This is a genomic window from Pseudonocardia sp. TMWB2A (assembly GCF_017312135.1).
On sequence record NZ_QKQY01000002.1, the window covers coordinates 3,127,828 to 3,152,711 of the forward strand.

Consider the following 24,884-nt stretch of genomic DNA (forward strand, 5'->3'; position numbering starts at 1 on the left):
TCCGCCAAGAATCAGATCGGCGGGCGTCCCACCACCCAGGTGGTCATTTCTGTTCGCGCAATGCGCCGCGTGCCGAGTCGAGCTGCACCGTCAGGTGCGCGACGTCGCGGGCGAGGTTGTCGTGGGTGTTCTTGAATCCGCCCGTGCGGTACGGGATGCCGTGCAGCGAGCGCTTCAGCTCGCGCATCGCCGCGTCCAGCTCGTCCACGGTCCGGTCGACTGCCTTGGACACGTCACTTCCTCCACTCCCGGGAGACCAGCTCGGCCTCCCACTTCTGCGCCGACGAAGCCATGACCCGCAGCGAGCTGTGTGCCTTCTTCGCCGACGCGGAGATCTCGTCGGGGGAGGCGACCGACCAGTGCCGCCCGTCGGCGCCGGCCTTCGCCGAGCTGCCCTTGCCGTTCCTGCGAGGCTTGGCGTCGGTGGCCTTCGCGGCGACCTTCTCGGCGTCGGCGAGTGCGTCCCCGACGAGCTGCAGCGCCCGCCAGAACTCGCCGTACTTGCGCAGTGCACGCCGGTTGACCTTGGGCAGGGTCCTGAGCCGGTCACGGGGCCCGAGGTTGAGCGCCATCGGTCAGACCCCCTTGCGGATCGCGACCTGCGCCAGCCGCAGGCCCTCCGCGACACCGGCCCGCCACGCCTGCTCGGTCGCGACCTCCGAGCCGTAGGAACGGATCCAGGTCCGCCGCTCGTGTTCCAGACGCCGGACGAGTCGGCCGACCCCCGCGGTCACTCGCGATCGGTTCGTGGTGGTCGTGTTCATCGCTGTGCCTCCGTTCCGACCGGCGACCGGGCGTCGCTGGTCTCGCCTTCTCCGAAGCAGCCCGGGCAGGCCCCGGAACCGCTGCACGCCTCGCACTCGACACCGTCGGTCGAGTCGCCGTAGCCCTCGCACGCGTCGCAGGCGCGGCTACCGCTGCATTCGCCACACATCACCGGCGATCACCCCTGATCGGAGACACAGGTGTCCCCATTGCGGAATTGCTCGGATTTGCCGGAACCGGTCCGGCGGGAAGAACTACGCCGCTCAGAATCGCGGCGGGTACTGCTACTCGCCCTCGTTGTCCTTGCCACGCCGAACGGGCATCGCGTGCGCCGGACGCAGCCCCAGCGCCTTGAAGGCGATGCCCGACACCGTGCGGCCGTCGCCGGACTCGATCGAGTACGGGTTGATCCGCGGGTCGATGAGCTGGACCCGGCTGTCCTCCGGGAAGTCGTTGCCCGGGTCGGTCGTCAGCGTCACCTTGATCTCCTCGCCCTTCGGCGACCGCTCACCGGGACCGACCTGGAGCTTGGCGAACAGCGACACCACGAACTGCGCGACACCGTCCCGGTCGGTCACCGGGATCTGCGCGCCGTTGGCGTCCTCGCGCGTCTTGGGTGCGGGCGGCTCCACCACCGTGAGCTTGTAGCCGTCCAGCACCACCGGGAGGTTCTTCATCGTTTGCGCCCCTTCGTCTCGTCGTTGGCGTAGATCTATGAGACCTGGACCACGGGGGACGTCGGCACCGCCAACAAGGGACGTGACAGGACGTTTTAGGGACGCTATAATCGTCCCTGCTGTGGTCGACCGTCCCAGGAGGTCCCATGACCACGAACGAACGGCTCCGCGGCTCGATCGTCGCGGCCCGCCTGCACCCCACCGGGCTGGCCGAGCGCATCGGCGTGGACCCGAAGACGGTCGAACGCTGGATCACCAAGGGACGCCTGCCGCACCGCACGCACCGGGTCGCGGTAGCCGGCGCCCTGGAGGTCGACGAGGCGTACCTCTGGCCGGAGATCCTGGGCCAGCAGGTGACCCAGTCCGCCAGCGTCGCCGAGCTCCTGGAGCTCCACCCGACTCGGGCGTCGGTCCCGCACGACACCTGGCAGCAGCTCTACGGCTCCGCCCGCGAGGCGATGGACATCCTGACCTACGCCGGGTCGTTCCTGTTCGAGCAGCACGAGATCACCGAGGTGCTGCGCACCAAGTCCCGCGAGGGCGTGCGCTGCCGCTTCCTGATCGGCGACGAGACCTCCGACGCGGTCCGCCTGCGTGCCGAGGAGGAGGGCACCAGCGGCGGCCTGGAGGGACGCATCCAGCTCCACCGGCGCTACCTGCGCGACGTCGTCGGGCTGCCCGGCATCGAGGTCCGCACCCACGGCACGACGCTCTACAACTCGCTGTTCAGGTTCGACCAGGACCTGCTCGTCAACGGCCACGCCTACGGTGCCCCGGCCGGACACTCCCCGGTCATGCACCTGCGCCGTGTCCCTGGTGGACGGATGTGGGAGCACTTCATGCGCTCGTTCGAGGAGGTCTGGGACTCGGGAACGCCCATCGAGAAGTGAACGTGCGCCATGCTTGAGTCATGGGCCGCATCGACTACTTCCACGACCCCGACGCCCCGCAGGCGAACAGCATCGTCCCGTCGACCACCGCCGCCGTACGCGACGACCGCGGGCGGTTGCTCATGATTCATAAGGTCGACAACGACAAGTGGGCTCTGCCCGGCGGCGGCATGGACCTGGGGGAGTCGATCGCCGACGCCGCCGTGCGCGAAGTCGCCGAGGAGACCGGGCTGTCGGTCGAGATCACGGGGCTCGTCGGAATCTACACCGACCCCGGCCACGTCATGGCCTACGACGACGGCGAGGTCCGCCAGCAGTTCTCCGTGTGCTTCCACGCCCGCCCCACCGGCGGCACATTGCGCGAGGACGGCACCGAGACCAAGGCCGCGAAGTGGGTCGAGCCCGCCGACATCGACGGCCTCACGATCCACCCGTCCATGCGCCGGCGGATCGACGACGCGCTACGCGGCGACCCCACCCCTCAGATCAACTGAACTTGGCCCGCTCCAGCCGGATCATCGTCTGATCAATCGCGATCTCGATCGACGTCCGCGCCGCCGTCATCGCCCGCGCCACCACCGAGTCCGGCTCGTAGCGCTCCAGGATCTCCTCCAGGCGCTCCGGGTAGCCCATCCGCTGCCCGGCCGGGCCGGTCGTCATGTCCGCGGTCCACAGCGCATCGGAGACCGGGGAGCGCTCACACTCCCAGTGGGCCAGGCGGTCGCCGAGGCCGCGGTGAGCCACCTCGTAGGACGCCGCGGAGTGGTGTGCGACGAGGGCGCAGAGACGGTCCGGGTAGCCCAGGCGCTCCAGGTAGGCGGCGCCGTCGATCTGGTGGCTGCCCGTGTCGCGGACGTCGGGGGAGTAGCCGATGTCGTGCAGCCACGCCGCGACGACCAGTAGCTCGCGATCCTGCTCGTCGACCGCCGGGGACAGCTCGCGCGCCTTCTCCGCCACGGCCTGGACGTGGGCCCAGCGGCGGTGCAGCGGTTCGAGGAGCTGTTGGGCGAGGGAACGGGCCTCACCGGGCGTCGGCGTCTCAGGCATCACCGACAACTCTAGGCCCGTCCCACCAGCCGATCTCGGCCGCTCGGCGAGCCAGGACCTGGAGCCGAAGCGCGCCGGTGTCGAAACTCTCCGTGCATCATCAAGGCGGCGCCTCCGGCGCCGTGCGGCACTGTGTCTGATGCAGCCGCAAGCGCTCGCGCGGGGCGTGCGGCCTCCGGCCGGTCCCCGCGCGGCGCGCGGTTGCTGTCCGACGCCGGCGATATGTTCGTTCGCTGTGCAGAGCTGCCCGAACGCCGAACCGCACATCGCCCGCTCATGTAAGTGGGTCAGTCGAGCCACGCCACATGCCGACAGAGGTTGTGGCTTCCGTCCGATCGCCTCGGGTTCGATAGCCTTCCGGCCATGACGGCAGACGAACCGGTCGAGGCGGAACCAGTGGCGAACATGTTCGACCGCTCGTTGACGAGTGAGGAACTTGAAGACCTTACGGACGCGGACGAAGCGCCTGTTGCGGTCACTTTTTCCAGCCAAGACTTTGATGTCTCGGGGCTCGTCAGGCGTCTGGATAGCAATTCCATGTTTATTCCGCGCCTTGGAATCGTAGACGACCGTGTCGGAATGGCGGGCTTCCAGCGAGGATTCGTGTGGAGCAAGGCGCAGATGGACCGCTTCATCGAGTCCTTACTCCTGGGATATCCTGTTCCTGGCATATTCCTGATTAAGCAATCGGAAGACAATCGACTCCTCGTCCTGGACGGCCAACAGCGCCTTCTTACGCTCTCAAAATTTTCCGAAGGTGTACACCGCAACCGGCCATTCGTCTTGACAAATGTAGCCGACGAATTTAAAGGCTTGACGTATAAAACTCTGCCAGAGGCGCTAAAGTTCAAGCTCGACGACTCGTACATGCAGGCAACTATTGTTTCTGCAGACGGGTCAGCAGCGGTAGACAACGCGATCTTTCAAATTTTTGAACGCTTGAACTCGGGTGGAACCCAGCTTACGCCGCACGAGATTCGGGTAGCACTAGCGGCTGGCCCGCTCATTGAGTACCTAGAGGAACTCAATAGCGATGTTAGTTGGCGCGCGCTGTACGGGCCACGATCTGCGCGAATTAGGGATCAAGAGTTGGTCTTGCGAGCACTTGCGTTATATATTGACGCAGCTAGGTACTCTCGCCCGCTCAAGATCTTCCTCAACAGCTTCGCGTCCAAGAATCGCCAGCCGGATGAGGCGATTCGAGGCGCAGGGACGTTGTTTAGGGCCTCTTGCAAGGCCCTTATAGATGACGGTATTGGCCAAGCGGCTCTCCGTCGGCCCGACGTTAGTCAGGTCAACGCTGCCCAGGCAGAAGCTGTCATTGTCGGACTGATGCACGCAATAGATGAAGGAGGATCCCTGCCGAAAGATCTCGGCCACAGGATTCAAGGACTGCAGCAGGACCCAGAGTTCGTACACGCAACAACTCGCGCCACAGCGGACAATGATTCCGTAGCGTTTCGCCTCGCGAAGACCCGGCAAGCGTTCACTAAGAAATGACAACATCTGCGTGGCCGCCACCGGGGATTCGTCAGCGGTTGCTCGACCTGCGAAGTACGCGGGATGCGCTCAGTGCAGTCGATTCGACTGAGTACTTCACCGAGCAATGTCTCGCTCGATACCTTACGCTGCGTTCGGCCGGATATCTGGAGGCCGTCCGGGACGACGCTTCAGATCAATTTACCGAGACTCGAGCATCCATAGAAGTGGTCCGACGGGTACGAGCGCACCTTCGCACCGGCCTGGGTGTGACTCCAGAGCAGCTCAAGCGTTTCATTGGATCTTACTCACCGGACTGGGCGGAGGAATTTAACAACTTCCTTGATGCTGATGATAAGGCGTACCGTACGAGCCTAGGATCTCTTGTTGCGGCCCGCAAAAAGGTAGCCCATGGCGATGGCGACAACGTTACGACCGCAAGGGCACTCGCCTGGTGCGGCACTGCCGAGTCCGTAGGTGATTGGATCGTCCGGCGGTTCGACCCGTCTCGGCCGACCAAAGATCCGTGCTGATCCGCGAAGCATGTGCAGGCTACCGACTCCATCTAGATCCTATGCAGGGCATGCCCTCGCCGGGCGGCAGATCTCGGAGAGGGGGCACGCCATCTCCCCGACCTCCCGGAGGGCTACCACACGGCACACCGGGCGCAGGCCTGGCAGGGTCGGCGGCGGTGGGCGAGCAGCTGCGCCCGACGTGCCGCGCGGTCGGGCGAAGCCAGGTCGAGGAGATGGCGCTTCGGCCCAGGTGCGTGGGGCGGAGCATTTCCGGAGCGGGACCGGCGGGCGCGGCCGACACCGGCTGACACGAAGCATCAGGAAACCGCAGCTCAGACGACACGAAGCGGCACCGTCCGGGCGAGCGCGGGCGACAGCTTCCGCCTTCAGGACGAAGTGGTCTCGGCGGCCGCGCCGCGTAGTGCGACACATGGGACGAACGGTAATAGTCGGGCATGTTTGGTCGTCGACTCGTCAGGATCAATGAGGCAACCACCCCGAGCGATCTCGACAACAGGCAGATGAACGAACTCGTTGACTGCTGGGTCGAGGTGACGAACGCCGGAGGAGCCGCGGGATTTCCTTTCCCGCCTGTGAGCGAGACCGAGGTCCTTCCAGTGCTAAGGCACCTCGTCGACGGCTTGGACCCGATCACTCAGCGGTTGATCATCGCCAGCAGCGATGACGGCATCGTGGGGTGGGTAACCGTAGAACGCGATCTCAACCGTCTGGTTGCGCACTGGGGTGTGGTGGTCCGGCACCTTCAGGTTCGTCCGTCCTGCCGAGGTGTCGGCACCGGAGAAGCTCTGATGCAGCGTTGTCGCGACACTGCGCGCACCGAGATGGGGCTCGAACAGCTCCACCTGTCGGCACGAAGCGGGCAAGGGCTAGAGGAGTACTACACCCGTTTGGGCTGGACCTGCGTTGGCTCGTGGCCGAACGCGCTCAGACTGTCGAGTTCGGACACCCGCTCCGAGGTTCTATTTCAGCTCGCCCCCCTGTGAGACCGCGTGCGACGAGCGTGCGATACGGCAGGGTCCATGACGGTCAACAGCGGTCACTCGCGACCACGATAACCCGCAGGTCAGAGCCCAGATCCGGCGCCGTGTATCGGATTCCCAAGCTGAAGACGTCTGAGTGACCAAATGAGTGACAGTCGACGTGCGCGCCAACGAACGCCTACGAAGGCTCCCGGGCCGTTGACCTGCGTGGACTATGGAGTGGTGGCTGGCCGGCCGCCGCCCACGGGTGCCTGGGGGGAGGGGGCAAAGGCGTAGTACGTAGAGACGTCCGCACGAACGTTGATCCCGCTTGGTCCCTCAGGTGTCATATGGGAATGCCTGGCTCCAGCCGGTCGGCGAGCCCAGCAGGACCCGCTTGGAGAACGCAGGGGCAAGCCACAGGTGGCTGATGCCCTCGGGAGTCCATGCCCGGCCGGGTGGTACCTCCTGGCCAAACATCAACGCACTCGTGACGTCGAACCGCAAGTCGCTTTGATGCACAATGAGGAAGAGGTGCCGTTCGTCTGCCGGCGTCCGCCGCAGCTTGCTGACGCGGCGGATCAGATGATCGGCGGTGAATGCTTCATGCAGTACGTCATTGAGCCCCGAAAGGCTGTCGTCGACAACCCCGCCACCCCCCTCCGGCGTGACCATCGCCGCGCGGATCTTGCTGCCTTCAACCGCAGGAACTCCAGGGTGGCCCCGGAGACTGACCGACGACTCCTCGACCAGCCAACGTGCGTCGGCGTCGAGGTTCTCCACGTCGGCAACGAACAGCGCGTCCGGCCTCGTGACGCTTGCTGCCTCACACAGCAGCACGACCTTGGCGAAGCACTGGCGAGCTCGGGGGAGATCACGGACGTCGCCGATCGAGACCGTCCACCACCAGATGCCGGGCAAAGGCCACTCGAAGCCGTCTCGACCGAGTAGGTTATCGAGCTGCAGTGCAGTTGGGTCGGTCGCAGCCCTCGTGACCTCGAATGCGGCGCTGCGTCCGTCTGCGTAGTCGAGAAAGGCGTCGACGGCACCGATCCTGCCGCCGACATCCCATGCACGTGCCGCAGCACCAGTTACCCGCTCAGCAACCCGGCATGCCGTCCGCTCTGCGTTGTCCAAACCATTGAGCGCGTCGGTCATCGTACGAGTAAACCAGGTCCTTTCCCCGCCGCCTTTATCTCGGAGCGAGAGTGGCCGGGGCCGTGCGACCCAGTCCGTGCAATTGGCGTGCAACTACCAGCGGTCAACCGCGGTCACCTGCCGGGTATAGCTGTCCACTGTTCTCGCAGGTCGAGGCCGAAGAGCGCCAGTCTGGCGAGGCCTTCCAAGCTGGCTACGGCTGTTCGTCGGACAGGCGCGGCCCGGCGCTGTCGTAGTAGCGCCGTCGGGCCGCCTTGACGACCTCGGTGGCGGGCCCCGAGGCGTGGTCAAGGTTAAGAGGCGGGTCGAGAGCCTGGATGACATCAGCTTCAACGTCCCGGGGGGTCGGGTACTCGCACCAGGAGACGCGCAGGTTCTCGCCCATCCACTGGGTGAGCCGAGCTTCGTCGTCGTCGACTAGGACGACGCGACCGCTCCAGCGCGTCCGGTACTCCTGCTCATCGAGCAGAAGGCCGGCGAGTGTGCGGCGCAGGGTTGAACTGCCACTCCGACGCAGGTGGTTCGAGGCGAGCCGCGTGCAGAGCTTCGTCGCGAGACCGACGTAGAGGAGCCTCAGGCCCGGCACCCCAGGGTGGGGAAGACCCAGCAGGCCAGGCAGGACGGCGGGAGGCGCCTACCAGGCATAGAGGCCCGGAACCGACGGCGCCAGAATGCGGACGTCCTCGGTGGGGACTGGGTTGTCGATCAGCGCGTCGACGACGGACTCGATCGGCGGGGGAACAGGCGACACCACGGAAGTCTGCCCGGAGACCGAGCGGCGAGGTAGCTGTTCGTCAATCGTTCGTCAGCGCGTCCACCAACGGCGATAGACAGCGACAGCCGCGAGAGCGATTTCACGCAGGTCGGGGCGTGTGCGATCGCAAACCTCACACGTCCGTCGATCTTGCTGATTCGTTCCGCTTCAACTTCTGAACCGCACGTCGGGTCGGACCGCGTCCGCGCGGATGAGGCCCGGGGCGGTCAGGCGAACACGCGCGCGAGCCAGTCGGCCCAGGCCTGCTCGGTGGTCTGACGGTCGATGTCGGTGTAGATGTAGTGGCCCACGGCCTGGGGCATGCCCATCGCCGAGTTGTCGTGGAAGCGGTAGAGACCGTCGGCGGTGCGCAGCGCGAGGAAGTTGACGAACGCGGGGTAGGCGAAGTCGACCGCCCCCTCCAGCGCGGGCAGGCCCTGCGGGGTCAGACGTAGCTGCTGTCCCTGTTCGAACGGACCCTCGACGCCGAGGGCCTTCTCAAGGGTGGCCCACGAGTCCGGCGTCGCTGAGGACGGCGGCCCCTGGGCGGTGACGAAATTGGTGGGCCGTCCGGCGAAGTGCTTCAGGTACTGCGCCAGGGTGTGCAGATACATGTCCCAGCCGTAGCCGCTCATCTCGCCGAAATCGAACTCGGCGTCCCAGTCGTCGCCGAGGTAGCCGCTGTGGACGAAGGTGAGGGAAGTGGTGCTGTCGTCGTCGGCCGCCACGAGGTACTCGAACGCATGGAAGGCGCCGTTCTCGGCCTTCGGTGTGCGCACGACCAGACGCTCGTTCTCGGTGGCCTCGACTTCCATCCCGTCCTTCGCCTGGTAGGGATCCGGGGACCAGGCGGCCTGGCCCTCCGGGGTGGCGATCGCTCGCCACACCTGCTCGGGTGTGGCCTCGAGGACGACGGCCTTGCGGATCTCGAAGTTCTGGGACACGGCGATGCTCCTTTGCGGTGGTTCCGGCTGGCTTCGGTTGGGGCCGGAGGGCTTCGACGGGCGGTCGATGAGGTCAGCGGAGGTCGCCGTTGGTGGTATCGGGAACGGCGGGGTGCAGGGCGATGACCAGGCGGTTGAGCTTGCCTGTCCCGGCCGTACCCGGTTCCTGGCCGGTGTGATGCCTGGCCACCAGCCCGGTGACGACGGCGGCGAGCTCCTGGGTGAAGGCGGCCCGGTCCGCGGCGGAGGCGAAGCGGATCTGGCCGTCGATGGCGAAGGTCGCCACCGGCCTACGCGCCCGCTGCGCTCCCGTGAGCAACGTGCCCACGTCGCGCACCAGCCGGGATGCCAGGGCGAGCAGCCAGCGCGCCGAAAGCTGGTCCGGGGCACGGCCCGGGTCGGGCTGGAGCTGCCCGAGGGCGCTGGGGGAGATCACGTAGGAGGCGGATGTGGCCTGCAGCATCCGCTCGGTGAAGTTGCCGCGGCGCCGCTCCTCGACGAGCTCGACCAGGCCGTGCTGCTCGAGGACCCTCAGGTGGTAGTTCACCTTCTGGCGAGGAATGCCGAGCCGGGCAGCGATGGTGGAAGCCGACCCCGGCTCGATCAGGTCCCCAAGGATCTGACGCCGCAGGGGATCCAGCGACGCCTCCGCAGCGGCCGGGTCCTCGATGGTGCTCACCTCGTGCATGCCCTCATCCTGACCGTTGACAAATAATTTTGTCAAAGCCATGCCTTGCGAGCGGGGCGCCACCGGACTGCGCGGTTCTCAGTCGATGCCTATGTCTCCGGGGGGACGAAACGAGCGCTGTCAATCGCCCAGGCTGAGACCGTCGCCCGCGTCGGTCGGGGATCGCGCTCAGCAACGTAGTGGAGCAGCGGGACACGGCAGCCCGGTACAAATCCGGTACAAACCAGCCCGACCAGCGATGCCCAAGGACGACCAGCCATAACCAGTGAAATCGCAGGTCAGTGGCCGGACAAGCGGCGTTTCGGGTGGTCGGCATTTCCCCAGCGGCAGTACATCTCCTATCGCAATGCCCTCGCCGGGCGGGCTCACCTCCGGGACGGTGGGCCGTGCCATAGCGTGTGGGGGAGCGAGGCCGGCGGACACCCACGGACGGAACGAGGGCGCTGCCCCGGGCGTCGATGCTCTACTTCGGTTACCTCACACCGGCGAAGTCGAACGGAGCGAGTGTGAGGGCTGTGTCCCGACGTGTCCCACGCGATCGTGTACCGCTAACTCGCAGCTCAGCGCGTTAGCCTCATCTTATGGGGATTCGTCGATGGGGCATCGCGGCGACCGCTCTTGCGCTGGCGTTCGCCGCCTCTTGCGGGACAGGCGCCAAGCCGCAGGTGTGTACTGATCTGGAAGCAGCGAACGACATCTCCGGTATCGCACAGGCGATCGATGACGTCGCGCCTGGACACGACTATGCAGCGAACGAGCTGAAGGCCGAGGCGGCGGTAAGGGAGAGCTGTCCCGATCAGGATTTCAAGCTAGAACGCTACCGCGAGCAGGTCCTGAACCCGGTTCTCGGCGGGTCGTAAGGTAGGCAGGGCGCCGTATCGTTGACGGCGATGCTCGTGCTCCTGGTGGTCGATGGGGCGGCAGCTGCTTAGAGCTAGCAGCGAGTGTCTAGCTGAGTGACAACCGACTGGCGCCCTGATGGACATTCACGGACGTCATGGGACTCCGAACAGCGCGAACGCGAGCATCGGCGCACGCCATCAATGTTTCACCTGTGCCTGGGGGTCAAGGGGTCGCAGGTTCAAATCCTGTCGTCCCGACGGTCGGAAAAAGGCGGTATCACCTTCGGGTGGTGCCGCCGTTTCTGCGTCTGGCCTGCGGATGCGTCAACGGTGATGATCCTCGGATGATCGTCCTAGACGATCATGATTGAGTCTACTGTGGTCTCATCGTGGAGCAAACATGGAGCACATCGCTCCACGGCGCGAAAAGAGGTCCGGATTCTGCTCCACGATCGTTGTGTCGTTCGGGTGAATCTGGTGCGGTGTGGTGCGGTTGGGTTCGGTTGACCGCCGGGAGCCGGCGTTCGCATTGGGGTGGTCGTTTCGGCCGTGGTCGGGTATTAGGGTCGGGTCCGGGGAGTCGGTGGCGGCTTGCCGCCCCGGCGGGGCCCGAACCTGCGCTGTGCCCCCGGGGGATTCGCGCAGGTACTGCGACCGCCGACGTGCGGCAGCTGGTTATGGCGACAGCCGTTAGCGTTGTGCAGGGTCGTCGGCGGGACGCGGCGCGATCCACACCGGTGAAGGGGATGCCACGGGAGTCCGAGCATGGTGGGGACGTATAGGTGGTGGGAGTGAGGACGGGTCTGCCCAGATTTTGGTTGACTCCTGACCTGTGAGGACATGGTCCTCGCTGGAAGGATCGTCATCATGCCCAAGCCGTTCCCGAGGGAGTTCCGGAACGACGTGATCGCGGTCGCCCGCCAGGGCGACCGGTCCCGCGCCGAGGTCGCCCGCAGTTTTGGGGTCTCGGAGTCCTGCCTGAATCGGTGGTTGCAGATCGCCGACCGGGAGGACGGGATCGCCACCGACATCGGCTGTGAGACGGGCACTGCCGCTGGTGTCGCCAAGGACCTGGAGGCGGAGAACCGGGAGCTGCGTCGGCGGGCCAAACAGCTGGAACAGGAGAACGAGATCCTGCGCCGCGCGACGGCCTACTTCGCCCGCGACGTCCTCCCAAAATGATGTACCCGCTGGTCCTCGACCTTGCCGACGACAAGATCCCTGTCGCGGTGACCTGCCGGGTGCTGGGCTTCTCCAAGCAGGCCTTCTACCGGTGGAAGGCCAACCCGGTCTCCGACCGCGACTACGACGACGCGCACCTGATCAACGCCGCGATCGACGTCCACCACGACGTCCCCGAGTTCGGCTACCGGTTCATCGCCGACGAACTCACCGCCCACGGCCACACCGCCTCCCGCACCCGGGTCGGGCGGCTGTGCACGATGCAGCGACTCTGGTCGGTCCACGCCTGCAAGCGCGGCCACGCTCGCCGGCCGGGGCCGCCGGTGCACGAGGACCTTGTGCGCCGTGAGTTCACGACTGAACGACCTGACCAGCTGTGGCTCACCGACATCACCGAGCACCCCACCGCCGAGGGCAAGCTCTACCTCTGCGCGATCAAGGACGCCTGCTCGAAGCGGATCGTGGGCTACTCCATCGACGCCCGCATGACCTCGGCGCTGGCTGTCGACGCGCTGCGCAACGCCATCACACTTCGAGGAGCCCTGGCCCCAACGGTGGTGCACTCCGATCGCGGCAGTCAATTTCGATCACACGCCTACCAGCGAGAACTCCGCTCTGCCCGGTTGCGGGGTTCGATGGGCAGGGTCGGCACCTGCGCGGATAACGCCGCGATGGAATCGTTCTTCGCGCTACTGCAGAAGAACGTTCTCAACTGCCGGCGTTGGAGCACCCGCGCCGAGCTTCGACTGGCGATCGTGTCCTGGATCGAGACCACCTACCACCGGCGCCGCCGCCAACAGAGCCTCGGTCGGCTGACCCCGGTCGAGTTCGAGACACTGCTCGACACCGCTCACGCGGCCTGAACCGCCTACCCACACCGGGTCAACCAGAGTCTGGGCAGTCCCTACCGGAGACCGACGTGATCGCGGGCCGCTACATCCTGGCCACCCGCCTCGGTATCGGCTCCACAGCCACGGCTATCGGGCCTGGGGCCCGACGAGGGTTCCGCGGCCGCGCTCAGGCTGTTCGTGAACGGCTGCGACGCGACCGGACTGAATCGACAACGCCGTGAACTACGCGCGATGACCCACTTGCACCATCCGTGCCTGGTCCGGCTTCACGGCGGGGGAGTCGACCGCGGACGGCCCTTCCTGGTCTCCGACCTCATCGACGGCCAGACCCTCGCCGAGCGACTCGCTCACGCTCCGCTGGACATCGACCGGGGTCGATCACAGCGCCAGACGCCCATCGGCGACGACAAGCCCCGACCCCGACAGCTCGACCTGGGATCCGTTGACGTGGACTTCGAGCAGGCTCGGTCGGCCGATCGCACGCCCTTGCTCGATGCGGGTCACTCCGCCGTCGTCGGTCACGCCGTCTCGAACCAACAGCGCGGCGAGCGGACCGGCAGCCGTGCCGGTGGCGGGGTCCTCCTCGATCCCGACGGTGGGGTTGAAGAACCGCGCGTAGGCGGTCGAGGCGGCCCCGGGGGTAGCGGCGTAGAGGTAGCAGCCCTCCGCGCCGACCGCGGCGAGCAGGTCCTTCAGCTCACCGTGACGGGGCGCGGCCGCGTCGACGGCCTCGACGGAGGCGGCGGCGACGAGCAGGTGCTCGGCCCCGGTGGACCCGACCTGTGCGGCGACGTCGCGTCGCAGTGCGCCGGAGGTCAGTCCGAGTGCGCCCTCCAGTGCGTCGTGGTCGTCGGTCCGGCCGAGGAACCGCGGCGGGGACTGCCGCATCGTCACCCGCACCTCGCTGGTGTGCGGGTACTCGACGCGGACGGCCAGGACGTCGTCGCCGATCTGCTGGACGAATTCGGTGCGGCCCGCGGGCAGCCGCCCTGAGCGTGCCAGCCAGATCCACGCGCCCATCGCGTTGTGGCCTGCGCCGAGGACCTCCACCCCGCCCGGGGCGAACGACCGCAGCCGGTAATCGGCGCCGGGGGCGGTCGGTGTCACCAGGAAGGTGGTCTCGGACTGGTTGAACTCCTTCGCGATCGCGATCATGAGCTGCTCGGTGAGGCCGTCGGCGTCCGGGACCAGGGTCAACGGGTTACCCGTCAGCGGTTCCCGCGCGAAGACGTCGACCCAGAAGAACGGGACATGGGGCATCGAATCTCCTCTCATCGATCTCCACGTTAGAGACCGGCCGTCGCTGCTCACAGATCGTTCCGACGGTGTTGACCAGCCATCGCCACCGGATCTGCGACAGAATGGGTTCATGGCCGACGTATCACCTCTCGACCCCGTTGACGTCGGGTTGCTCACCGCGCTGCAGCGCGACGCCCGGACGTCGCTGCAGGAGCTGGCCCGCCTCGTCCATCTGGGCCCGTCGGCAACCCGGGCCCGCCTACTGCGGCTGCGGGAGCACGGGCTGCTCACCGAATACCGGGCCGTCGTGCCCCCCGCACGGGTCGGATTCGATCTGCACGCCGTGATGCGGATGAAGGTGCACGGGTCACTGTTCGACCAAGTGCTCGCGATAGTCGACGACGAACCCCAGGTCGTCCGCTGTCTACGCATCACCGGAGAGTTCTGCTACAACGTCGAGATCGTCGCGCGCGACATGTCCGACCTCGGCCGGATCACCGCCCGCTTCGCACGGATCGGCTCCGTCACCACCGACCTCGTGTACGAGGTCGTCGTCGACCGTCCCACCCCCGTCTCGACTGATCCGTGAGCGGAGCTCTCAGGACCGCGCCCCAGGGTCCGGCGACCGGTGAGTCGGGCGGTGTCGCAACCCCACGGGCGACGCGGACATGCAAACCCGGTCCCGGTCGCTCCACCGAACCGGGCCAACTCTGTGCACGTACTGATGCCGCACCCACCCGGCCACCATTGCAAACCCACCTGGCTCGCATGCCGTGACGGCACTCGCTCGACCGTCCTCACATGAACGTGACGACCTGCAGAATGGCGTCCGAACCGGCAACGAAGCAGACGATGGGACGGTACATCGGTGAGGTTCTTGATTCTGGGTGGAACGGTCTTCCTCGGACACGCGATCGCAGCCCGGGCCCGCGATCGCCATCACCATGTCACCTGTGCCGCACGGGGTAGTGCTCCGGTCCCGCAGGGATGTGACTTCGTGTCCATGGATCGTGACGACCGTGATGGGCTCAGCCCGCTGACGGAACACACCTGGGACGTGGTCGTCGACGTCTCCCGTACCCCCCGCCACGTCATGCGTGCGGTCCGTTCTCTGCGCGGCCGTCATTGGGTCTACGTCTCTTCGGGCAATGTCTACGCCCACCACGACCAGCGTGAACCCGCCGAGACTGCGCAGCTGCTGCCACCCGTCGACGACCTCGACGATCCCCACGACTACGACTACGGGCGAGCCAAGGTCACCTGCGAGAACCTCGTCCGGGAGAACGCCAGGTCAGCGACCGTGGTGCGTTCTGGACTGATCGGAGGCCATGGAGACTGGAGTGCCCGCAGTGGCTACTACCCGTGGCGCTTCGCGTATCCCACCGGCCAGGACGTGCTCGTCCCCGATGCACCGGACTTCCCGGTCGCGATGATCGATGTGGAGGACCTCGCAGACTGGATCGTGCAGGCCGCTGAGAACAGCCTCGACGGCGTCTTCAACGCCACCGGACCGACCATCACCCTCGCCCAGTTCCTCCACACCTCCCGCGTTGCCGCGGACAGCTCGGCGGAGACCCGCCCGGTGTCCCGCACCGACCTCGCTCGACATGGAATCACCGCCTGGAGCGGTGAGTGTTCCCTGCCGCTGTGGATCGACGATCCGGGCTGGTGGTGGTTCGCGACCCTCGACACACGCGCCGCCCGCGCGGCAGGCCTGGTCACGAGGCCTTTGGAACACACCCTCGTTGCCGCCCTGGCCTACGAGGACGATCGCCGCAGGCACGGCGGCGGACCCGGTCCATTGGGGGCCGGCCTGAGCGATGACGACGAGAGGCGACTCCGCTCCGCGTTGACGTGAGCTGCCAACCCGCGCCGGACGGCTCGACTGCGTCACCGAGACCTCTGTCGTTCAGTGCTGACGCGGTGACCGAAGTCGGTCCGGGGTCACGTCGGGGTCGATCACCTCGGTCGGAAGGGCACCGCGTAGGGGTCGGCGACGACCTCGACGTCGTCGCCCAGGGACCATTCGGCCGTACGGGCAGCAAGTGCCGCGGGCACGGCCTGCGACGGTCCTGGCCCGGCCGGAACATCGTAGGTGGCGTGAGCGGTGTGCGGGAGGACAACGCCGTAGCCGCGTGCCAGGGCGCCGCGAGCGGTCGCGGCGACACACATCTCCGACATCACTCCGCAGATCGCCAGGCGCCGCACTCCGCGCTCGCGCAGCTGTCCGTCGAGTCGGGTGCCGAGGAAGCCGTCGTCCTCGGATTTGTCGATGACGGGTTCACCGGCCCGCGGTGGACGGTGCAGCTGCCAGCTCGCCGTGCCGGGCTCGTCGATCGCGCCGGGTGGTCCGGCGTTGCGTAGGTGGACCACAGCGGCTCTCGCGGCTCGCGCTCGGCCCAGAAGCGTGTCGACCGCCTCGATCAAGGGCGGGGCGTCCGGAACGGCGTCCGCGCCGGTGACGACACCCACCTGCATGTCGACCACGACGACGCAGTCGACGGGCTGAGCCTGTTCGTGCTCTGAGGACTTCTCCACGAGATCGACAGGGTAGGGGCCCGTCCGGATTTGCGGGCGCAGGCGGTTCTCGGCCGAGTGAACGGATCGTGGATCCCCCGGCGTGTCCGGAGACGTGATCTTCTGAGGAGATGGAGTCATGACACGTCGTTGTCAGCCGCCCTATCCGCCGGGACTGCGTGAGCGGGTCGTGCGCATGGTCGCCGATGCCCAGGCTGACCACGAGTTGCTGTGGGCGGCGATGAACGCGGTCGCCTAGAAGCTTGGAGTGGGCACTGGGGAGACGGTGCGCAAGTGGGTCCGCCAGGCCGAGATCGACGCCGGTACCCGGCCCGGCACGACCAGCGAGGACTCCGACGAGCTGCGCCCGGCTCAAGCGGGAGAACGCCGACGGCGCACCGGTTCCCCGGTCGCCCGCTCCACGTGGCCCCCGGCCGCGTTCGCCGATCACTGCAAGGTGGTCGAGGGGATCATCTACCGGTTCCGCTGCGGTTCGGCCTGGCGCGATGTGACGGTCGTGACCGATGATCGGAGTGACCGGAACCGACGGGCTCGGTCGAACGTCGGGGTCCGCCCCGTCCTTCGTCGGAGTGGACTTCTACGGCTGACCGATGTGTGGGGATGAGCTGCGCTCCTAGCGTGCGGTCATGTCACACAGTGGTCAGCCGGCGGTCGGGTGGGCCTCCCCGACACCGGGTTCCGAGCGCCTCCTCGCCCCGGACCTGGCTCGGGGGGTGATGTTGCTGCTCATCGCCCTCGCCCACTCCCGGATGCTGCATGCGGGGGGGAACCTGCTCACGAGACCGGCCGGTGGGGGCTGGGTCGACGTCGGGGTCCAGTGGCTGCTGACCTCTTTCGTCGACGGACGGGCCGCGCCCCTGTTCGGGCTCCTGTTCGGGTACGGCCTCGTGCAGATGACCCGCCGCCAGACCGGTCCCGGCGGGGATCCTGCCAACGCGCGGCGCTTGCTCCGTCGGCGCGGGCTCTGGCTGATCGTGTTCGGTGTCGCCCATGTCGTCCTGCTCTACAGCGGTGACGTCATCGGTTCCTACGGTGTGTTCGCCCTGCTGTTCGCCGCGGCGGTGACTTGGTCGAACCGCCGGCTCTGGTGGGTGTTCGGGGTCACCCTCGCGTTCGGGGTCGCGGCCGCCACGGCTCTGCAGCTGCTCGCCGCCGCCGAGGCGTCGTTGGCGGTGGGGCCGACCCTGCTCGACAGCGCGGCGCTGCGCGCGTCCGCTCTGATCGTGCTGCCCATCGCCGGGCTCAGCGTCGCGCCCGCGATCCTGATCGGGATCTGGGCCGGTCGGATGCGACTGCTCGAGCAGCCCGCCCGCTATCGGAGCGTCCTGATCCGGGTCGTCCTGATCGGCTTCCCGGTGGGGATCGTGGGCGCCCAGCCGGTGGCGTTGCAGGCGGTGGGTCTGTGGTCCCCGGATTCGGTCGGCGCCGGTGCCCTGGCCGAGGCGGTGTTCGCGGCGACCGGTATTGCGGGGGGCCTGGCCTACATGGCCGCCATCGCACTCGTGGCCGACCGCCTCGATCAGCGACGCGGACCGGTGACGAACGCGTTGGTCGCCTGTGGTCGCCGGTCGATGACGTTCTACATCGCGCAGTCGCCGGTCTGGTTCGTCGCCACCGAACCGTCGTTGCTCGATCTCGGCGGTCGACTCGGCGCGGCGACGGCCGCCGCGGTCGCTCTCGGCACCTGGGTGGTCACCGTGATCATCGCAGCTGCTCTGGAACGTTGGGGACGGCGCGGACCGGCCGAAGCACTCCTGCGCCGCCTCACCTACGGAGCCGGGCCGAGCACCACACGTCCTGCGGCAGCGTGACCTGTGATCGGCCCCCGGAACCCGTCCGCGCTACAGAACGGATAGTGCTCATGCAGATCGACGGTCCACAGCGTGCACTCGATGCTGGAACGTCTCCTCCCAGAGACATCGCTGCGCGCACGGATACCGTGCCGGCCGGGGTGGAGTACCACCGTGTCCTGGCGGGGGAGAAGCGGCAGCTCGGGCGTGGCCTGCTCGCCATCGTGCTCCTCGTCGGGGGCATGTGGGCGATGTTTCTCGGCTTCGCAGTTCTGGCACGGTGGCTGGACCTGACGTTCGGCATCCCCCAGTCCGCTGACGGGCGGGGCCTCCTCACCCCGACCATGCACGCCTGTGGGTTGCTGGCCACCGGCTTGATCATCCCCTGGAGCATGTTCATCCAGCGCTGGCTCTACGGTGTACCCGGTGCCTCGCTGCACTCGGTCTTCTCACGATTCCGGCTGGACCTCTTCGCCCGTGCGTTGTTCGTCATCGCGCCGGCGTTCGTGGTCCTCAACGTCGTCAGCAACTACATCCTCCCTGCCGAGTCGACCGCGTGGGTGCAGAGCGACCTTCTCTGGATGTTGGCCGTGACGCTGCTCCTCATGCCGCTACAGGCCGCAGGCGAGGAGTACGGGATCCGTGGGCTGATCTTCCGGGTTGCGGGGAGCTGGGGGCGTGGCCCCCGGTCCTCGCTCGTACTCGGAATCGCGGTGTCGACTGTCGTCTTCGCCTCGATTCACCTGGCGGGAAATCCGTGGTTGTATCTCTGGTACTTCATCCTCGCTGTCTCTGCCGCGCTCATCACGTGGCGTACCGGAGGTATCGAAATCGCGGTCGTCATCCACGTCGCCTTCAACACGCTGAGCTTCGTCTTCGCCATCGCGATGAGTTCGGACCTCGCCGGCGGTCTCGACCGTTCTGTCAACAACGCTGCGACCGGTATTTCCATGATCACGCCCAGTCTCGTGGTCATCGCGACGGTCGTGGCCGTGTGGTTCCGGACGCGTCACACCGGTCCGGTCACGACACCAGTGATGGACTCGCAGCGCGCAGAGGGCTCCGCACCGCAGTCCTGACCACTCTCCGGGTCCATCGAGTCCTGAGCCCGGATCCGAACCGGGTCCCGTCAGATCTCGTGGGATATGACGATCTTGCCGCGTGGGCGACTCCGGCCCGGGACCGGGGCGCCGTGTTCCAGCAGGGTGTGGGCTCGTGCGATGTCGGCCAGGGGCAGTACGGCGCCGATCACCGGCCGGAGCCGGCGCTGGTCGACCAGGCGGGCGAGGGCGTCGAGCTTCGCCCGGCCGGGGCTGACGAACAGGAAGTGGTAGGTCGCGTTCAGCCCCCAGGCGGCGAGCAGGTTCTGCGGCTGCGGGGTGTCCACGATGGAGACCACGCGGCCTCGGTCGGCGAGCGCCCCGGGGCTGCGCGTGAGGGTGTCGCCGCCCACTGTGTCGATCACGACGTCGGCGCCGCCCAGCGCGGCGACCTGCGGCACGTAGTCGGTGGTCGAGAAGTCGATCGCGACGTCGGCGCCCAGCCCGGTGACGAAGTCGTGGTCCCCGGCCCGGGCGGTGGTCACCACCTCGGTTCCCAGCGCGGCGGCGATCTGGATGGCGACCGAGCCGACTCCGCCCGCTCCTCCGTGTACCAGTACTCGCTCGCCGGGCTGCACCTGAGCGCGTTCGACCAGGGCCTCCCACGCCGTCATGCCCACGAGGGCGAGCCCGGCGGCCTCGGTGTGCGACAGCTGTGCGGGTTTGCGCGCGACCAGTGCCTGGTCGGCCACGTGGAACTCGGCGTAGCTGCCGTGCTCGTCGAACAGCGGCGCCAGGTACCAGACTTCGTCACCGGGCCGGAACTCGTCCGCCCCGGGACCGGTCTGTACCACCACGCCGGAGACGTCGTTGCCGATCACCGCGGGCAGCGGCGTCTGGTCGCGGTAGTCGCCGCGCCGGGTCTGCAGGTCGAGGGGGTTCACGGAGGTGGCCTACACCTGCACCAGCACCTGGCCGGGCCCAGGGACGGGATGCGGACGCCTCCGGAGCGTGAATGCCGACTCCGGGGCACCGAAGCGGACGAGCTCGGCCACACCCATCGACTGCCGACCGGCTGCTGCGCGCCCTCCGAGGTGCTCGTCGAAGTGCCGTTCGACGGCTCGGTAGAAACGTATCCGGTTCTCCGGGTCGGCGAAGCCGTGGCCCTCGTCGTCGGCGACTAGGTACTCCACGGGAACGCTGCGTTCCCTCAGGGACGCGACGATGGTGTCGGACTGCTCCCGGGGGACGCGGACGTCGTTCGCTCCCTGCGCGACCAGCAGCGGGGTGAGGATCCGGCTCACCATGGTGATCGGCGAACGGGCGAGCATGTCGGCTTCCTGCCCGGGGTCGTCGGGGTCACCGATGTAGCGGTAGAAGCTGTTCCCGAAGTAGGGACGGCCGAACGGCGGCAGGGTGCGCAGGAACCGCACGAGGTCGGAGATGCCGACGTAGTCGACGGCGGCGGCGAACCGGCCTGGGTCGAGGGCGACGGCGACCAGCGCGGCGTAGCCGCCGTAGGACCCGCCGTAGATGCCGACGCGGTCGCGGTCGGCGTAGCCCTGGGCGACGGCCCAGTCGACGGCGTCGACCAGGTCGTCGTGCATGGCGCGGGCGAACTCACCGATCGCGGCGGTGACGTGCCGGCGGCCGTGTCCGGTGGATCCACGGAAGGTGACCTGCAGCACCGCGTGGCCGCGGCTCGCGAGGAACTGCGCCTCCGGGTCGAAGCGCCAGGAGTCGTGCGTCCACGGCCCGCCGTGCGCGAGGAGCACCAGGGGCAGGTCGCGGGGCGGGATCCCGACCGGGAGGGTGAGGTAGCCGTGCAACGGCAGCCCGTCGCGGGCCGGGAAGCCGACGGGGGTCATCGGCGCCATCGTCTCCGGATCGAGGTGCGGAAAGCTGCGGAACAGTCGCCGGCTCTCCCCGGTGGAGTGGTCGTGATACCAGGTCACGCCCGGGTCCCGGTCGTGGGTGAAGGTCACGACCCAGCGCATCTCGGACAGGTCCGAGGACACCGTGGCCAGCACCCCGTCCGACAGCGACCGCAGCGCGGCGTACACCTCGGCGAAGTGCGGGTCCACGACCTCGACGTGCGGGCGGTCGCCGACGAACCGCGCGGCGAGGACCTCGCCGGTGCGCCGGCTCGTGTACACCGCGGGCGGTAGCACGTCGGGCAGCATGACGCCGCTGGTGTCGAGGTCGTGCCCGTCGACGGCGGCGACGACGGTCTCCGAACCGGTGTCGCGGTCGATCCGGACCAGCCGCAGATCGTCGGAGTCCTGGTAGGACCCCACCAGCAGGCCGGTCCCGTCGGCGGTGACCTGCTGGGGCTGGACGCCCGTCGGGTACTCGGCGCCACCGAGACGGCTGCGCAGGTGCCCGTCCCCGGTGCCGGGATCGATCGCGTGGATCTCGAGCGTGCCGTCCTCGGCGAGCACCGTCCGGAAGGCGGGCTCACCGTCGCGGTCCAGCAGGACGGTGTCTCCCGGCGTCTCCTGCTCGTGGTGCAGGACCGTCTCGCCGGTACCGACGTCGATCCGGAACACGTCGATGAACATCGGCCGCTTGTTCATCCAGACCAGCACGGCGTCCGGCACCGGGTGGTGGGGCTCGACGCCGATCACCCGCGACCCGGGATCCAACGGTGTCAGGTCGACCGCGGCCCCCTCCGGGTCGTCGAGGTCGACCCGGTGCAGGTGCCAGTCCTCGTCGCCGTCGGTGTCCTGCAGGTAGAGCAGCCAGCGGGGGTCGCCGGTCCAGTAGTAGGTGGTGATGCCGCGGCGGGTGTCGTGGGTGACCGGGAGCGCGTCCTCGTGCGCGTCGTCGACGCCGCGGATCCAGACGTTGCGCCGGCCCCGGTGCGGGGCGAGATAGGCGATCCGGGTCCCGTCGGGCGAGATCGACGGGTTCGCGAACTGCGGGTCGGCGAAGAGGTCCTCGATCCCGATCGACTCGGGCGGCGGACCGTGGGGTGGGATGGTGGTCATCGGTGCTCCGTCTCGGGTCGCGTTCCGGTCGCGCGGACTCAGGTGAGGAAGACCGGCGGGTTCTCCCCGCGGAGCCGGTAGTCGGGTCGGGGTCGTTCGAGACGGATCGACTCGAGCACGGTGTAGGCGTGGTACTTGGTCTGGCTGGTCGCGCCGGCCAGCCACTCCCACCACAGCTGTCCGGTGCTCGTCTCCTTCTCCAGCACGTACCTCGTGGCGTGGTTCGCCATCGAGTTGATCCAGTTCTCGGTGCCGACGAAGACCCGGTCCCACCCGGCGCCGTCGAGGACGGTGAGCAGGGCGTCGGAGCGGCTGAACCGCTCGACCGCCGCCGTGGCGCCGTCGAGGACGTCGGCGAAGTACTCCACGCAGGTCCGGACGTCGTCGTAGGTGCCGAAGTGCATGTGGTGGCCACCGACGAAGTAGTCGAAGTCGTACTCGAGGATCTGCGCCTGGGCCTGGTACCAGCCCATGATGTTCTGCGAGGCGTCGCAGTGCATGAAGGTGACGCTGCCCGGGCTGACGATGTCGACGACGGTCAGCACCTTCTCCGCCGGGGCGTAGACGAAGATGTTGCCGGGGCAGTGGTTCTCCCCCTTGTAGGACAGCTCGAGTGTCACCCCGCCGACGACGAGGGTGAGGTCGTCGTCGAAGACCGTCGTGGGCGGTGGGCGCAGTGGGTCGGGGAAGCGTTCGAGGAGCTCCCCGGTGATCCGGTGCGCGACGATCTCGACGTCGGGTCCGTACACGGCCGCGGCGCCGATGTGGTCGGCGTGCCAGTGGCTGTAGACGACGTGGGTGACCGGCTCGTCGGTGACGTCGGCGATCGCGGCCAGCATGTTCTCGCCGATCGTCGGCGGCGCGTCGATGGCGACGACGCCGTCGTCGGTCACGACGAACGCGGCGTCGTAGCCGCCGCTGGTGACCCAGTGGAACCCCCCGCGCAGCTGCTGGACGTGGTACCCGAGCCGCTGGAAGCGCTCGCTGCGGAAGTACGGCGGGTAGTACGTGGCGGGGTCGGCCGGGTCGTCCTGCCCGGCGCGCGGGAAGCCGTAGTGGTCGATGGCGAAGAACGCCGGATCGTCGGTCGCGACGATGGGCTTCTGGGGCATGGCGTGGTTCTCCTGGTCGTTCTCGGGGCGCGGCTGGGGATCAGGCCGGGGTGGGGAAGCGCAGGACGGCTTTGAGCACCGCTCCGGAGGCCACGTCGTCGAACGCCGTGTCGATGTCGGCGAAGTTGTAGTGGCTGGTGAGCCGGTCGACGGGGAAGCGCCCGTCCCGGTGCAGCGCGATCAGCTCGTTGATCAACAGTGCCGGCACCGCGTCGCCCTGGATGATCCCGTGCAGGCTCTGCCCGACGGCGAGCCTCGACGCGTCCACCATCGCGTCGGCACCGTCGTGGAAGGCGACGAATCCGAATCGGCCCATCGGGGCGAGCGCGTCGACCCCGGCGGTGAGGTTCTGCGTGCGGCCGCTGGTGTCGAGGGCGAAGTCCGTCCCCCGCGGGACGACCGCGCGCAGTGCCCCCGTCAGATCGTCCACCCGGCCCGCGTCGACGACATGGGTCGCACCGAGCTCCCGGGCCAGGTCCAGCCGGGCCTGCTCGACCTCCACGGCGATGATGGTCGCGGCGCCCGCGATCCGCGCGGCCATGACCGCTGCCAGCCCGACCGCGCCGGTCCCGAACACCGCGAACGACGAACCGCGCGTCACGCCGAGTGCGGTGAGCACGGCTCCCGCCCCGGTCTGGAACCCGCAGCCGAGCGGTGCCAGCACCTCCAGCGGCAGGTCGGCGGGGACCTTGACCGTGTTGCGCCGGTGCGCCAGCGCGTACGTCGCGAACGACGACTGCCCGAAGAAGTGCCCGCGGGGCGCGACGCCGTCCGCGCCGTCCGCCGCGTGCAGACCGTTGGTCCCGTCGAGCCGGGCCCCGGCGAAGTTGGCGTCCCAGACCCGGTCGCAGTAGGCCGGGTGCGCGGCGACGCACGGCGGGCACACCCCGCACGAGTGGTAGGACAGGACGACGTGGTCGCCGGGCCGGACCGCGGTCACGGCCGCTCCGACCCGTTCCACGACACCGGCGCCCTCGTGGCCCAGCACCACGGGCAGCGGGGTCGCGATCCGCCGTGCGCGGACGTGGGCGTCGGTCGCGCAGATGCCGGTGGCGACCATGCGCACGAGCACCTCGTCGGGGCGGGGATCGTCGACGGTGATGTCGCGCATCTCGAAGGCGCCGTCCCGCGTCTCCAGGACGGCCGCCCGTGCGGACACACTCATCCGACGGTGCCGGGGTGACGGGCGGCGGTGCCGGGGCGATCGATCACGTGGGTCATGGCCTGCTCTCGGTGGGGTGACGCTGCGTGCGACGTACTCCGAGCACGCTAGGAGCGGTTCGGGCGACCCGGATCAGCCGTCCTATCCGCTGTCGGGGCGCCGTCCCCGGGCGGGGCACGGCCCGCAGATCCCGTCGAACCGCGCGGGCGCGGGCGATGACGGATCGGTCATCCGATTCGTG

At 68.0% G+C, this 24,884-nt stretch carries 25 protein-coding genes and 1 pseudogene; 11 read left to right on the plus strand and 15 right to left on the minus strand.

All coding sequences use genetic code 11. The features are described 5' to 3' along the window. Positions 1-43: 43 nt before the first annotated feature. The 4 genes from DMP17_RS29650 to DMP17_RS29665 all read right to left on the minus strand — a co-directional run bounded on the left by DMP17_RS29650 (position 44) and on the right by DMP17_RS29665 (position 1,442). Complete coding sequence (locus DMP17_RS29650; protein WP_073575200.1) at positions 44-232, minus strand: hypothetical protein; 189 nt, start codon at positions 230-232, stop codon at positions 44-46. Between the two features lies 1 nt (position 233). Then, the gene (locus DMP17_RS29655) at positions 234-572 is read right to left on the minus strand and encodes a hypothetical protein (protein ID WP_337831217.1); all 339 of its coding nucleotides are present in this window, start codon (positions 570-572) and stop codon (positions 234-236) included. Between the two features lie 3 nt (positions 573-575). Next, the gene (locus tag DMP17_RS29660; protein ID WP_337831218.1) at positions 576-764 is read right to left on the minus strand and encodes a hypothetical protein; all 189 of its coding nucleotides are present in this window, start codon (positions 762-764) and stop codon (positions 576-578) included. A 285-nt stretch (positions 765-1,049) separates the two neighbouring features. After that, positions 1,050-1,442 (minus strand): hypothetical protein, encoded by a 393-nt coding sequence (locus DMP17_RS29665; protein ID WP_337831219.1) that lies wholly within the window; start codon positions 1,440-1,442, stop codon positions 1,050-1,052. Positions 1,443-1,588: 146 nt separating this feature from the next. Here DMP17_RS29665 and DMP17_RS29670 point away from each other — a divergent pair, with 146 nt between their 5' ends. Further along, the gene (locus DMP17_RS29670) at positions 1,589-2,332 is read left to right on the plus strand and encodes a helix-turn-helix domain-containing protein (RefSeq protein WP_337831220.1); all 744 of its coding nucleotides are present in this window, start codon (positions 1,589-1,591) and stop codon (positions 2,330-2,332) included. A 20-nt stretch (positions 2,333-2,352) separates the two neighbouring features. Next, on the plus strand, positions 2,353-2,826 hold the full coding sequence (locus DMP17_RS29675) for an NUDIX domain-containing protein (protein WP_337831221.1): 474 nt from the start codon (positions 2,353-2,355) through the stop codon (positions 2,824-2,826). Here the strand turns inward: DMP17_RS29675 and DMP17_RS29680 are convergent. Beyond that, on the minus strand, positions 2,819-3,379 hold the full coding sequence (locus DMP17_RS29680) for an HD domain-containing protein (protein ID WP_337831222.1): 561 nt from the start codon (positions 3,377-3,379) through the stop codon (positions 2,819-2,821). The genes DMP17_RS29675 and DMP17_RS29680 overlap by 8 nt on opposite strands. A 363-nt stretch (positions 3,380-3,742) precedes the next feature. Between DMP17_RS29680 and DMP17_RS29685 the strand changes: the two genes are divergently transcribed. Together DMP17_RS29685 and DMP17_RS46500 are read left to right on the plus strand one after the other, a co-directional pair. Continuing rightward, a complete protein-coding gene (locus tag DMP17_RS29685) occupies positions 3,743-4,879 on the plus strand; it encodes a DUF262 domain-containing protein (protein ID WP_337831223.1) in 1,137 nt (378 codons plus the stop codon). Between the two features lie 1,015 nt (positions 4,880-5,894). Continuing rightward, on the plus strand, positions 5,895-6,377 hold the full coding sequence (locus tag DMP17_RS46500) for a GNAT family N-acetyltransferase (protein WP_443217920.1): 483 nt from the start codon (positions 5,895-5,897) through the stop codon (positions 6,375-6,377). Between the two features lie 315 nt (positions 6,378-6,692). On the opposite strand, the gene DMP17_RS29695 is transcribed toward DMP17_RS46500, so the two are convergent. The 4 genes from DMP17_RS29695 to DMP17_RS29710 all read right to left on the minus strand — a co-directional run bounded on the left by DMP17_RS29695 (position 6,693) and on the right by DMP17_RS29710 (position 9,897). Continuing rightward, positions 6,693-7,511 (minus strand): hypothetical protein, encoded by an 819-nt coding sequence (locus tag DMP17_RS29695; RefSeq protein ID WP_337831225.1) that lies wholly within the window; start codon positions 7,509-7,511, stop codon positions 6,693-6,695. Between the two features lie 193 nt (positions 7,512-7,704). After that, positions 7,705-8,097 (minus strand): GIY-YIG nuclease family protein, encoded by a 393-nt coding sequence (locus tag DMP17_RS29700; protein ID WP_337831226.1) that lies wholly within the window; start codon positions 8,095-8,097, stop codon positions 7,705-7,707. A 395-nt stretch (positions 8,098-8,492) separates the two neighbouring features. Then, positions 8,493-9,209, minus strand: a complete 717-nt coding sequence (locus DMP17_RS29705) for an SRPBCC family protein (RefSeq protein ID WP_337831227.1) — start codon at positions 9,207-9,209, stop codon at positions 8,493-8,495. 73 nt (positions 9,210-9,282) lie between these two features. Next, positions 9,283-9,897: a helix-turn-helix domain-containing protein gene (locus tag DMP17_RS29710; protein ID WP_337831228.1), complete on the minus strand. Its 615-nt coding sequence runs from the start codon at positions 9,895-9,897 to the stop codon at positions 9,283-9,285. Between the two features lie 581 nt (positions 9,898-10,478). Between DMP17_RS29710 and DMP17_RS29715 the strand changes: the two genes are divergently transcribed. Together DMP17_RS29715 and DMP17_RS29720 are read left to right on the plus strand one after the other, a co-directional pair. After that, on the plus strand, positions 10,479-10,757 hold the full coding sequence (locus DMP17_RS29715; protein ID WP_337831229.1) for a hypothetical protein: 279 nt from the start codon (positions 10,479-10,481) through the stop codon (positions 10,755-10,757). A gap of 849 nt (positions 10,758-11,606) precedes the next feature. Continuing rightward, a protein-coding gene (locus DMP17_RS29720) for an IS3 family transposase (protein WP_337831230.1) occupies positions 11,607-12,784 on the plus strand; the annotation gives its coding sequence in 2 pieces (ribosomal slippage) (positions 11,607-11,910 and positions 11,910-12,784; 1,179 coding nt in all). 366 nt (positions 12,785-13,150) lie between these two features. Here the strand turns inward: DMP17_RS29720 and DMP17_RS29725 are convergent. Next, positions 13,151-14,032: a PhzF family phenazine biosynthesis protein gene (locus tag DMP17_RS29725; RefSeq protein WP_337831231.1), complete on the minus strand. Its 882-nt coding sequence runs from the start codon at positions 14,030-14,032 to the stop codon at positions 13,151-13,153. Between the two features lie 109 nt (positions 14,033-14,141). Here DMP17_RS29725 and DMP17_RS29730 point away from each other — a divergent pair, with 109 nt between their 5' ends. Both DMP17_RS29730 and DMP17_RS29735 read left to right on the plus strand, forming a co-directional pair. Continuing rightward, positions 14,142-14,600, plus strand: a complete 459-nt coding sequence (locus DMP17_RS29730) for an Lrp/AsnC family transcriptional regulator (protein ID WP_337831232.1) — start codon at positions 14,142-14,144, stop codon at positions 14,598-14,600. Between the two features lie 279 nt (positions 14,601-14,879). Then, positions 14,880-15,869: an NAD-dependent epimerase/dehydratase family protein gene (locus tag DMP17_RS29735; protein WP_337831233.1), complete on the plus strand. Its 990-nt coding sequence runs from the start codon at positions 14,880-14,882 to the stop codon at positions 15,867-15,869. Between the two features lie 101 nt (positions 15,870-15,970). Here the strand turns inward: DMP17_RS29735 and DMP17_RS29740 are convergent, their stop codons facing one another. Further along, positions 15,971-16,549: an isochorismatase family protein gene (locus tag DMP17_RS29740; RefSeq protein ID WP_337831234.1), complete on the minus strand. Its 579-nt coding sequence runs from the start codon at positions 16,547-16,549 to the stop codon at positions 15,971-15,973. A 118-nt stretch (positions 16,550-16,667) separates the two neighbouring features. Between DMP17_RS29740 and DMP17_RS29745 the strand changes: the two are divergent. The 3 genes and pseudogenes from DMP17_RS29745 to DMP17_RS29755 form a co-directional block, all read left to right on the plus strand. Next, positions 16,668-16,920: pseudogene (locus DMP17_RS29745) on the plus strand (transposase); the annotation flags it as partial. 255 nt (positions 16,921-17,175) lie between these two features. Then, positions 17,176-18,360, plus strand: a complete 1,185-nt coding sequence (locus tag DMP17_RS29750) for a DUF418 domain-containing protein (protein WP_337831235.1) — start codon at positions 17,176-17,178, stop codon at positions 18,358-18,360. Between the two features lie 50 nt (positions 18,361-18,410). After that, positions 18,411-19,418, plus strand: coding sequence for a CPBP family intramembrane glutamic endopeptidase (locus DMP17_RS29755; protein ID WP_337831236.1), 1,008 nt, complete (start codon positions 18,411-18,413; stop codon positions 19,416-19,418). Positions 19,419-19,468: 50 nt separating this feature from the next. On the opposite strand, the gene DMP17_RS29760 is transcribed toward DMP17_RS29755, so the two are convergent. Genes DMP17_RS29760 through DMP17_RS29775 form a run of 4 tightly spaced genes read right to left on the minus strand, consistent with a single transcriptional unit; the run spans position 19,469 to position 24,640 of the window. Continuing rightward, positions 19,469-20,323 carry a zinc-binding dehydrogenase gene (locus DMP17_RS29760; RefSeq protein ID WP_337831237.1) on the minus strand — a complete coding sequence of 285 codons (855 nt, stop codon included), beginning with the start codon at positions 20,321-20,323 and terminating at the stop codon, positions 19,469-19,471. A gap of 9 nt (positions 20,324-20,332) precedes the next feature. Next, positions 20,333-22,369 carry a S9 family peptidase gene (locus DMP17_RS29765; RefSeq protein ID WP_337831238.1) on the minus strand — a complete coding sequence of 679 codons (2,037 nt, stop codon included), beginning with the start codon at positions 22,367-22,369 and terminating at the stop codon, positions 20,333-20,335. A gap of 38 nt (positions 22,370-22,407) precedes the next feature. Then, positions 22,408-23,481 carry an MBL fold metallo-hydrolase gene (locus tag DMP17_RS29770; protein ID WP_337831239.1) on the minus strand — a complete coding sequence of 358 codons (1,074 nt, stop codon included), beginning with the start codon at positions 23,479-23,481 and terminating at the stop codon, positions 22,408-22,410. Between the two features lie 40 nt (positions 23,482-23,521). Further along, positions 23,522-24,640: an NAD(P)-dependent alcohol dehydrogenase gene (locus DMP17_RS29775; protein WP_337831240.1), complete on the minus strand. Its 1,119-nt coding sequence runs from the start codon at positions 24,638-24,640 to the stop codon at positions 23,522-23,524. Between the last annotated feature and the right edge of the window lie 244 nt (positions 24,641-24,884).

Bases quoted from the DNA above. Each gene is read 5' to 3' on its own strand.
- DMP17_RS29655 (WP_337831217.1), bottom strand. From the start codon at position 572: ATGGCGCTCAACCTCGGGCCCCGTGACCGGCTCAGGACCCTGCCCAAG.
- DMP17_RS29660 (WP_337831218.1), bottom strand. From the start codon at position 764: ATGAACACGACCACCACGAACCGATCGCGAGTGACCGCGGGGGTCGGC.
- DMP17_RS29665 (WP_337831219.1), bottom strand. From the start codon at position 1,442: ATGAAGAACCTCCCGGTGGTGCTGGACGGCTACAAGCTCACGGTGGTG.
- DMP17_RS29670 (WP_337831220.1), top strand. From the start codon at position 1,589: ATGACCACGAACGAACGGCTCCGCGGCTCGATCGTCGCGGCCCGCCTG.
- DMP17_RS29675 (WP_337831221.1), top strand. From the start codon at position 2,353: ATGGGCCGCATCGACTACTTCCACGACCCCGACGCCCCGCAGGCGAAC.
- DMP17_RS29680 (WP_337831222.1), bottom strand. From the start codon at position 3,379: ATGCCTGAGACGCCGACGCCCGGTGAGGCCCGTTCCCTCGCCCAACAG.
- DMP17_RS29685 (WP_337831223.1), top strand. From the start codon at position 3,743: ATGACGGCAGACGAACCGGTCGAGGCGGAACCAGTGGCGAACATGTTC.
- DMP17_RS46500 (WP_443217920.1), top strand. From the start codon at position 5,895: ATGAACGAACTCGTTGACTGCTGGGTCGAGGTGACGAACGCCGGAGGA.
- DMP17_RS29695 (WP_337831225.1), bottom strand. From the start codon at position 7,511: ATGACCGACGCGCTCAATGGTTTGGACAACGCAGAGCGGACGGCATGC.
- DMP17_RS29710 (WP_337831228.1), bottom strand. From the start codon at position 9,897: ATGCACGAGGTGAGCACCATCGAGGACCCGGCCGCTGCGGAGGCGTCG.
- DMP17_RS29715 (WP_337831229.1), top strand. From the start codon at position 10,479: ATGGGGATTCGTCGATGGGGCATCGCGGCGACCGCTCTTGCGCTGGCG.
- DMP17_RS29725 (WP_337831231.1), bottom strand. From the start codon at position 14,032: ATGCCCCATGTCCCGTTCTTCTGGGTCGACGTCTTCGCGCGGGAACCG.
- DMP17_RS29730 (WP_337831232.1), top strand. From the start codon at position 14,142: ATGGCCGACGTATCACCTCTCGACCCCGTTGACGTCGGGTTGCTCACC.
- DMP17_RS29750 (WP_337831235.1), top strand. From the start codon at position 17,176: ATGTCACACAGTGGTCAGCCGGCGGTCGGGTGGGCCTCCCCGACACCG.
- DMP17_RS29755 (WP_337831236.1), top strand. From the start codon at position 18,411: ATGCAGATCGACGGTCCACAGCGTGCACTCGATGCTGGAACGTCTCCT.
- DMP17_RS29765 (WP_337831238.1), bottom strand. From the start codon at position 22,369: ATGACCACCATCCCACCCCACGGTCCGCCGCCCGAGTCGATCGGGATC.
- DMP17_RS29770 (WP_337831239.1), bottom strand. From the start codon at position 23,481: ATGCCCCAGAAGCCCATCGTCGCGACCGACGATCCGGCGTTCTTCGCC.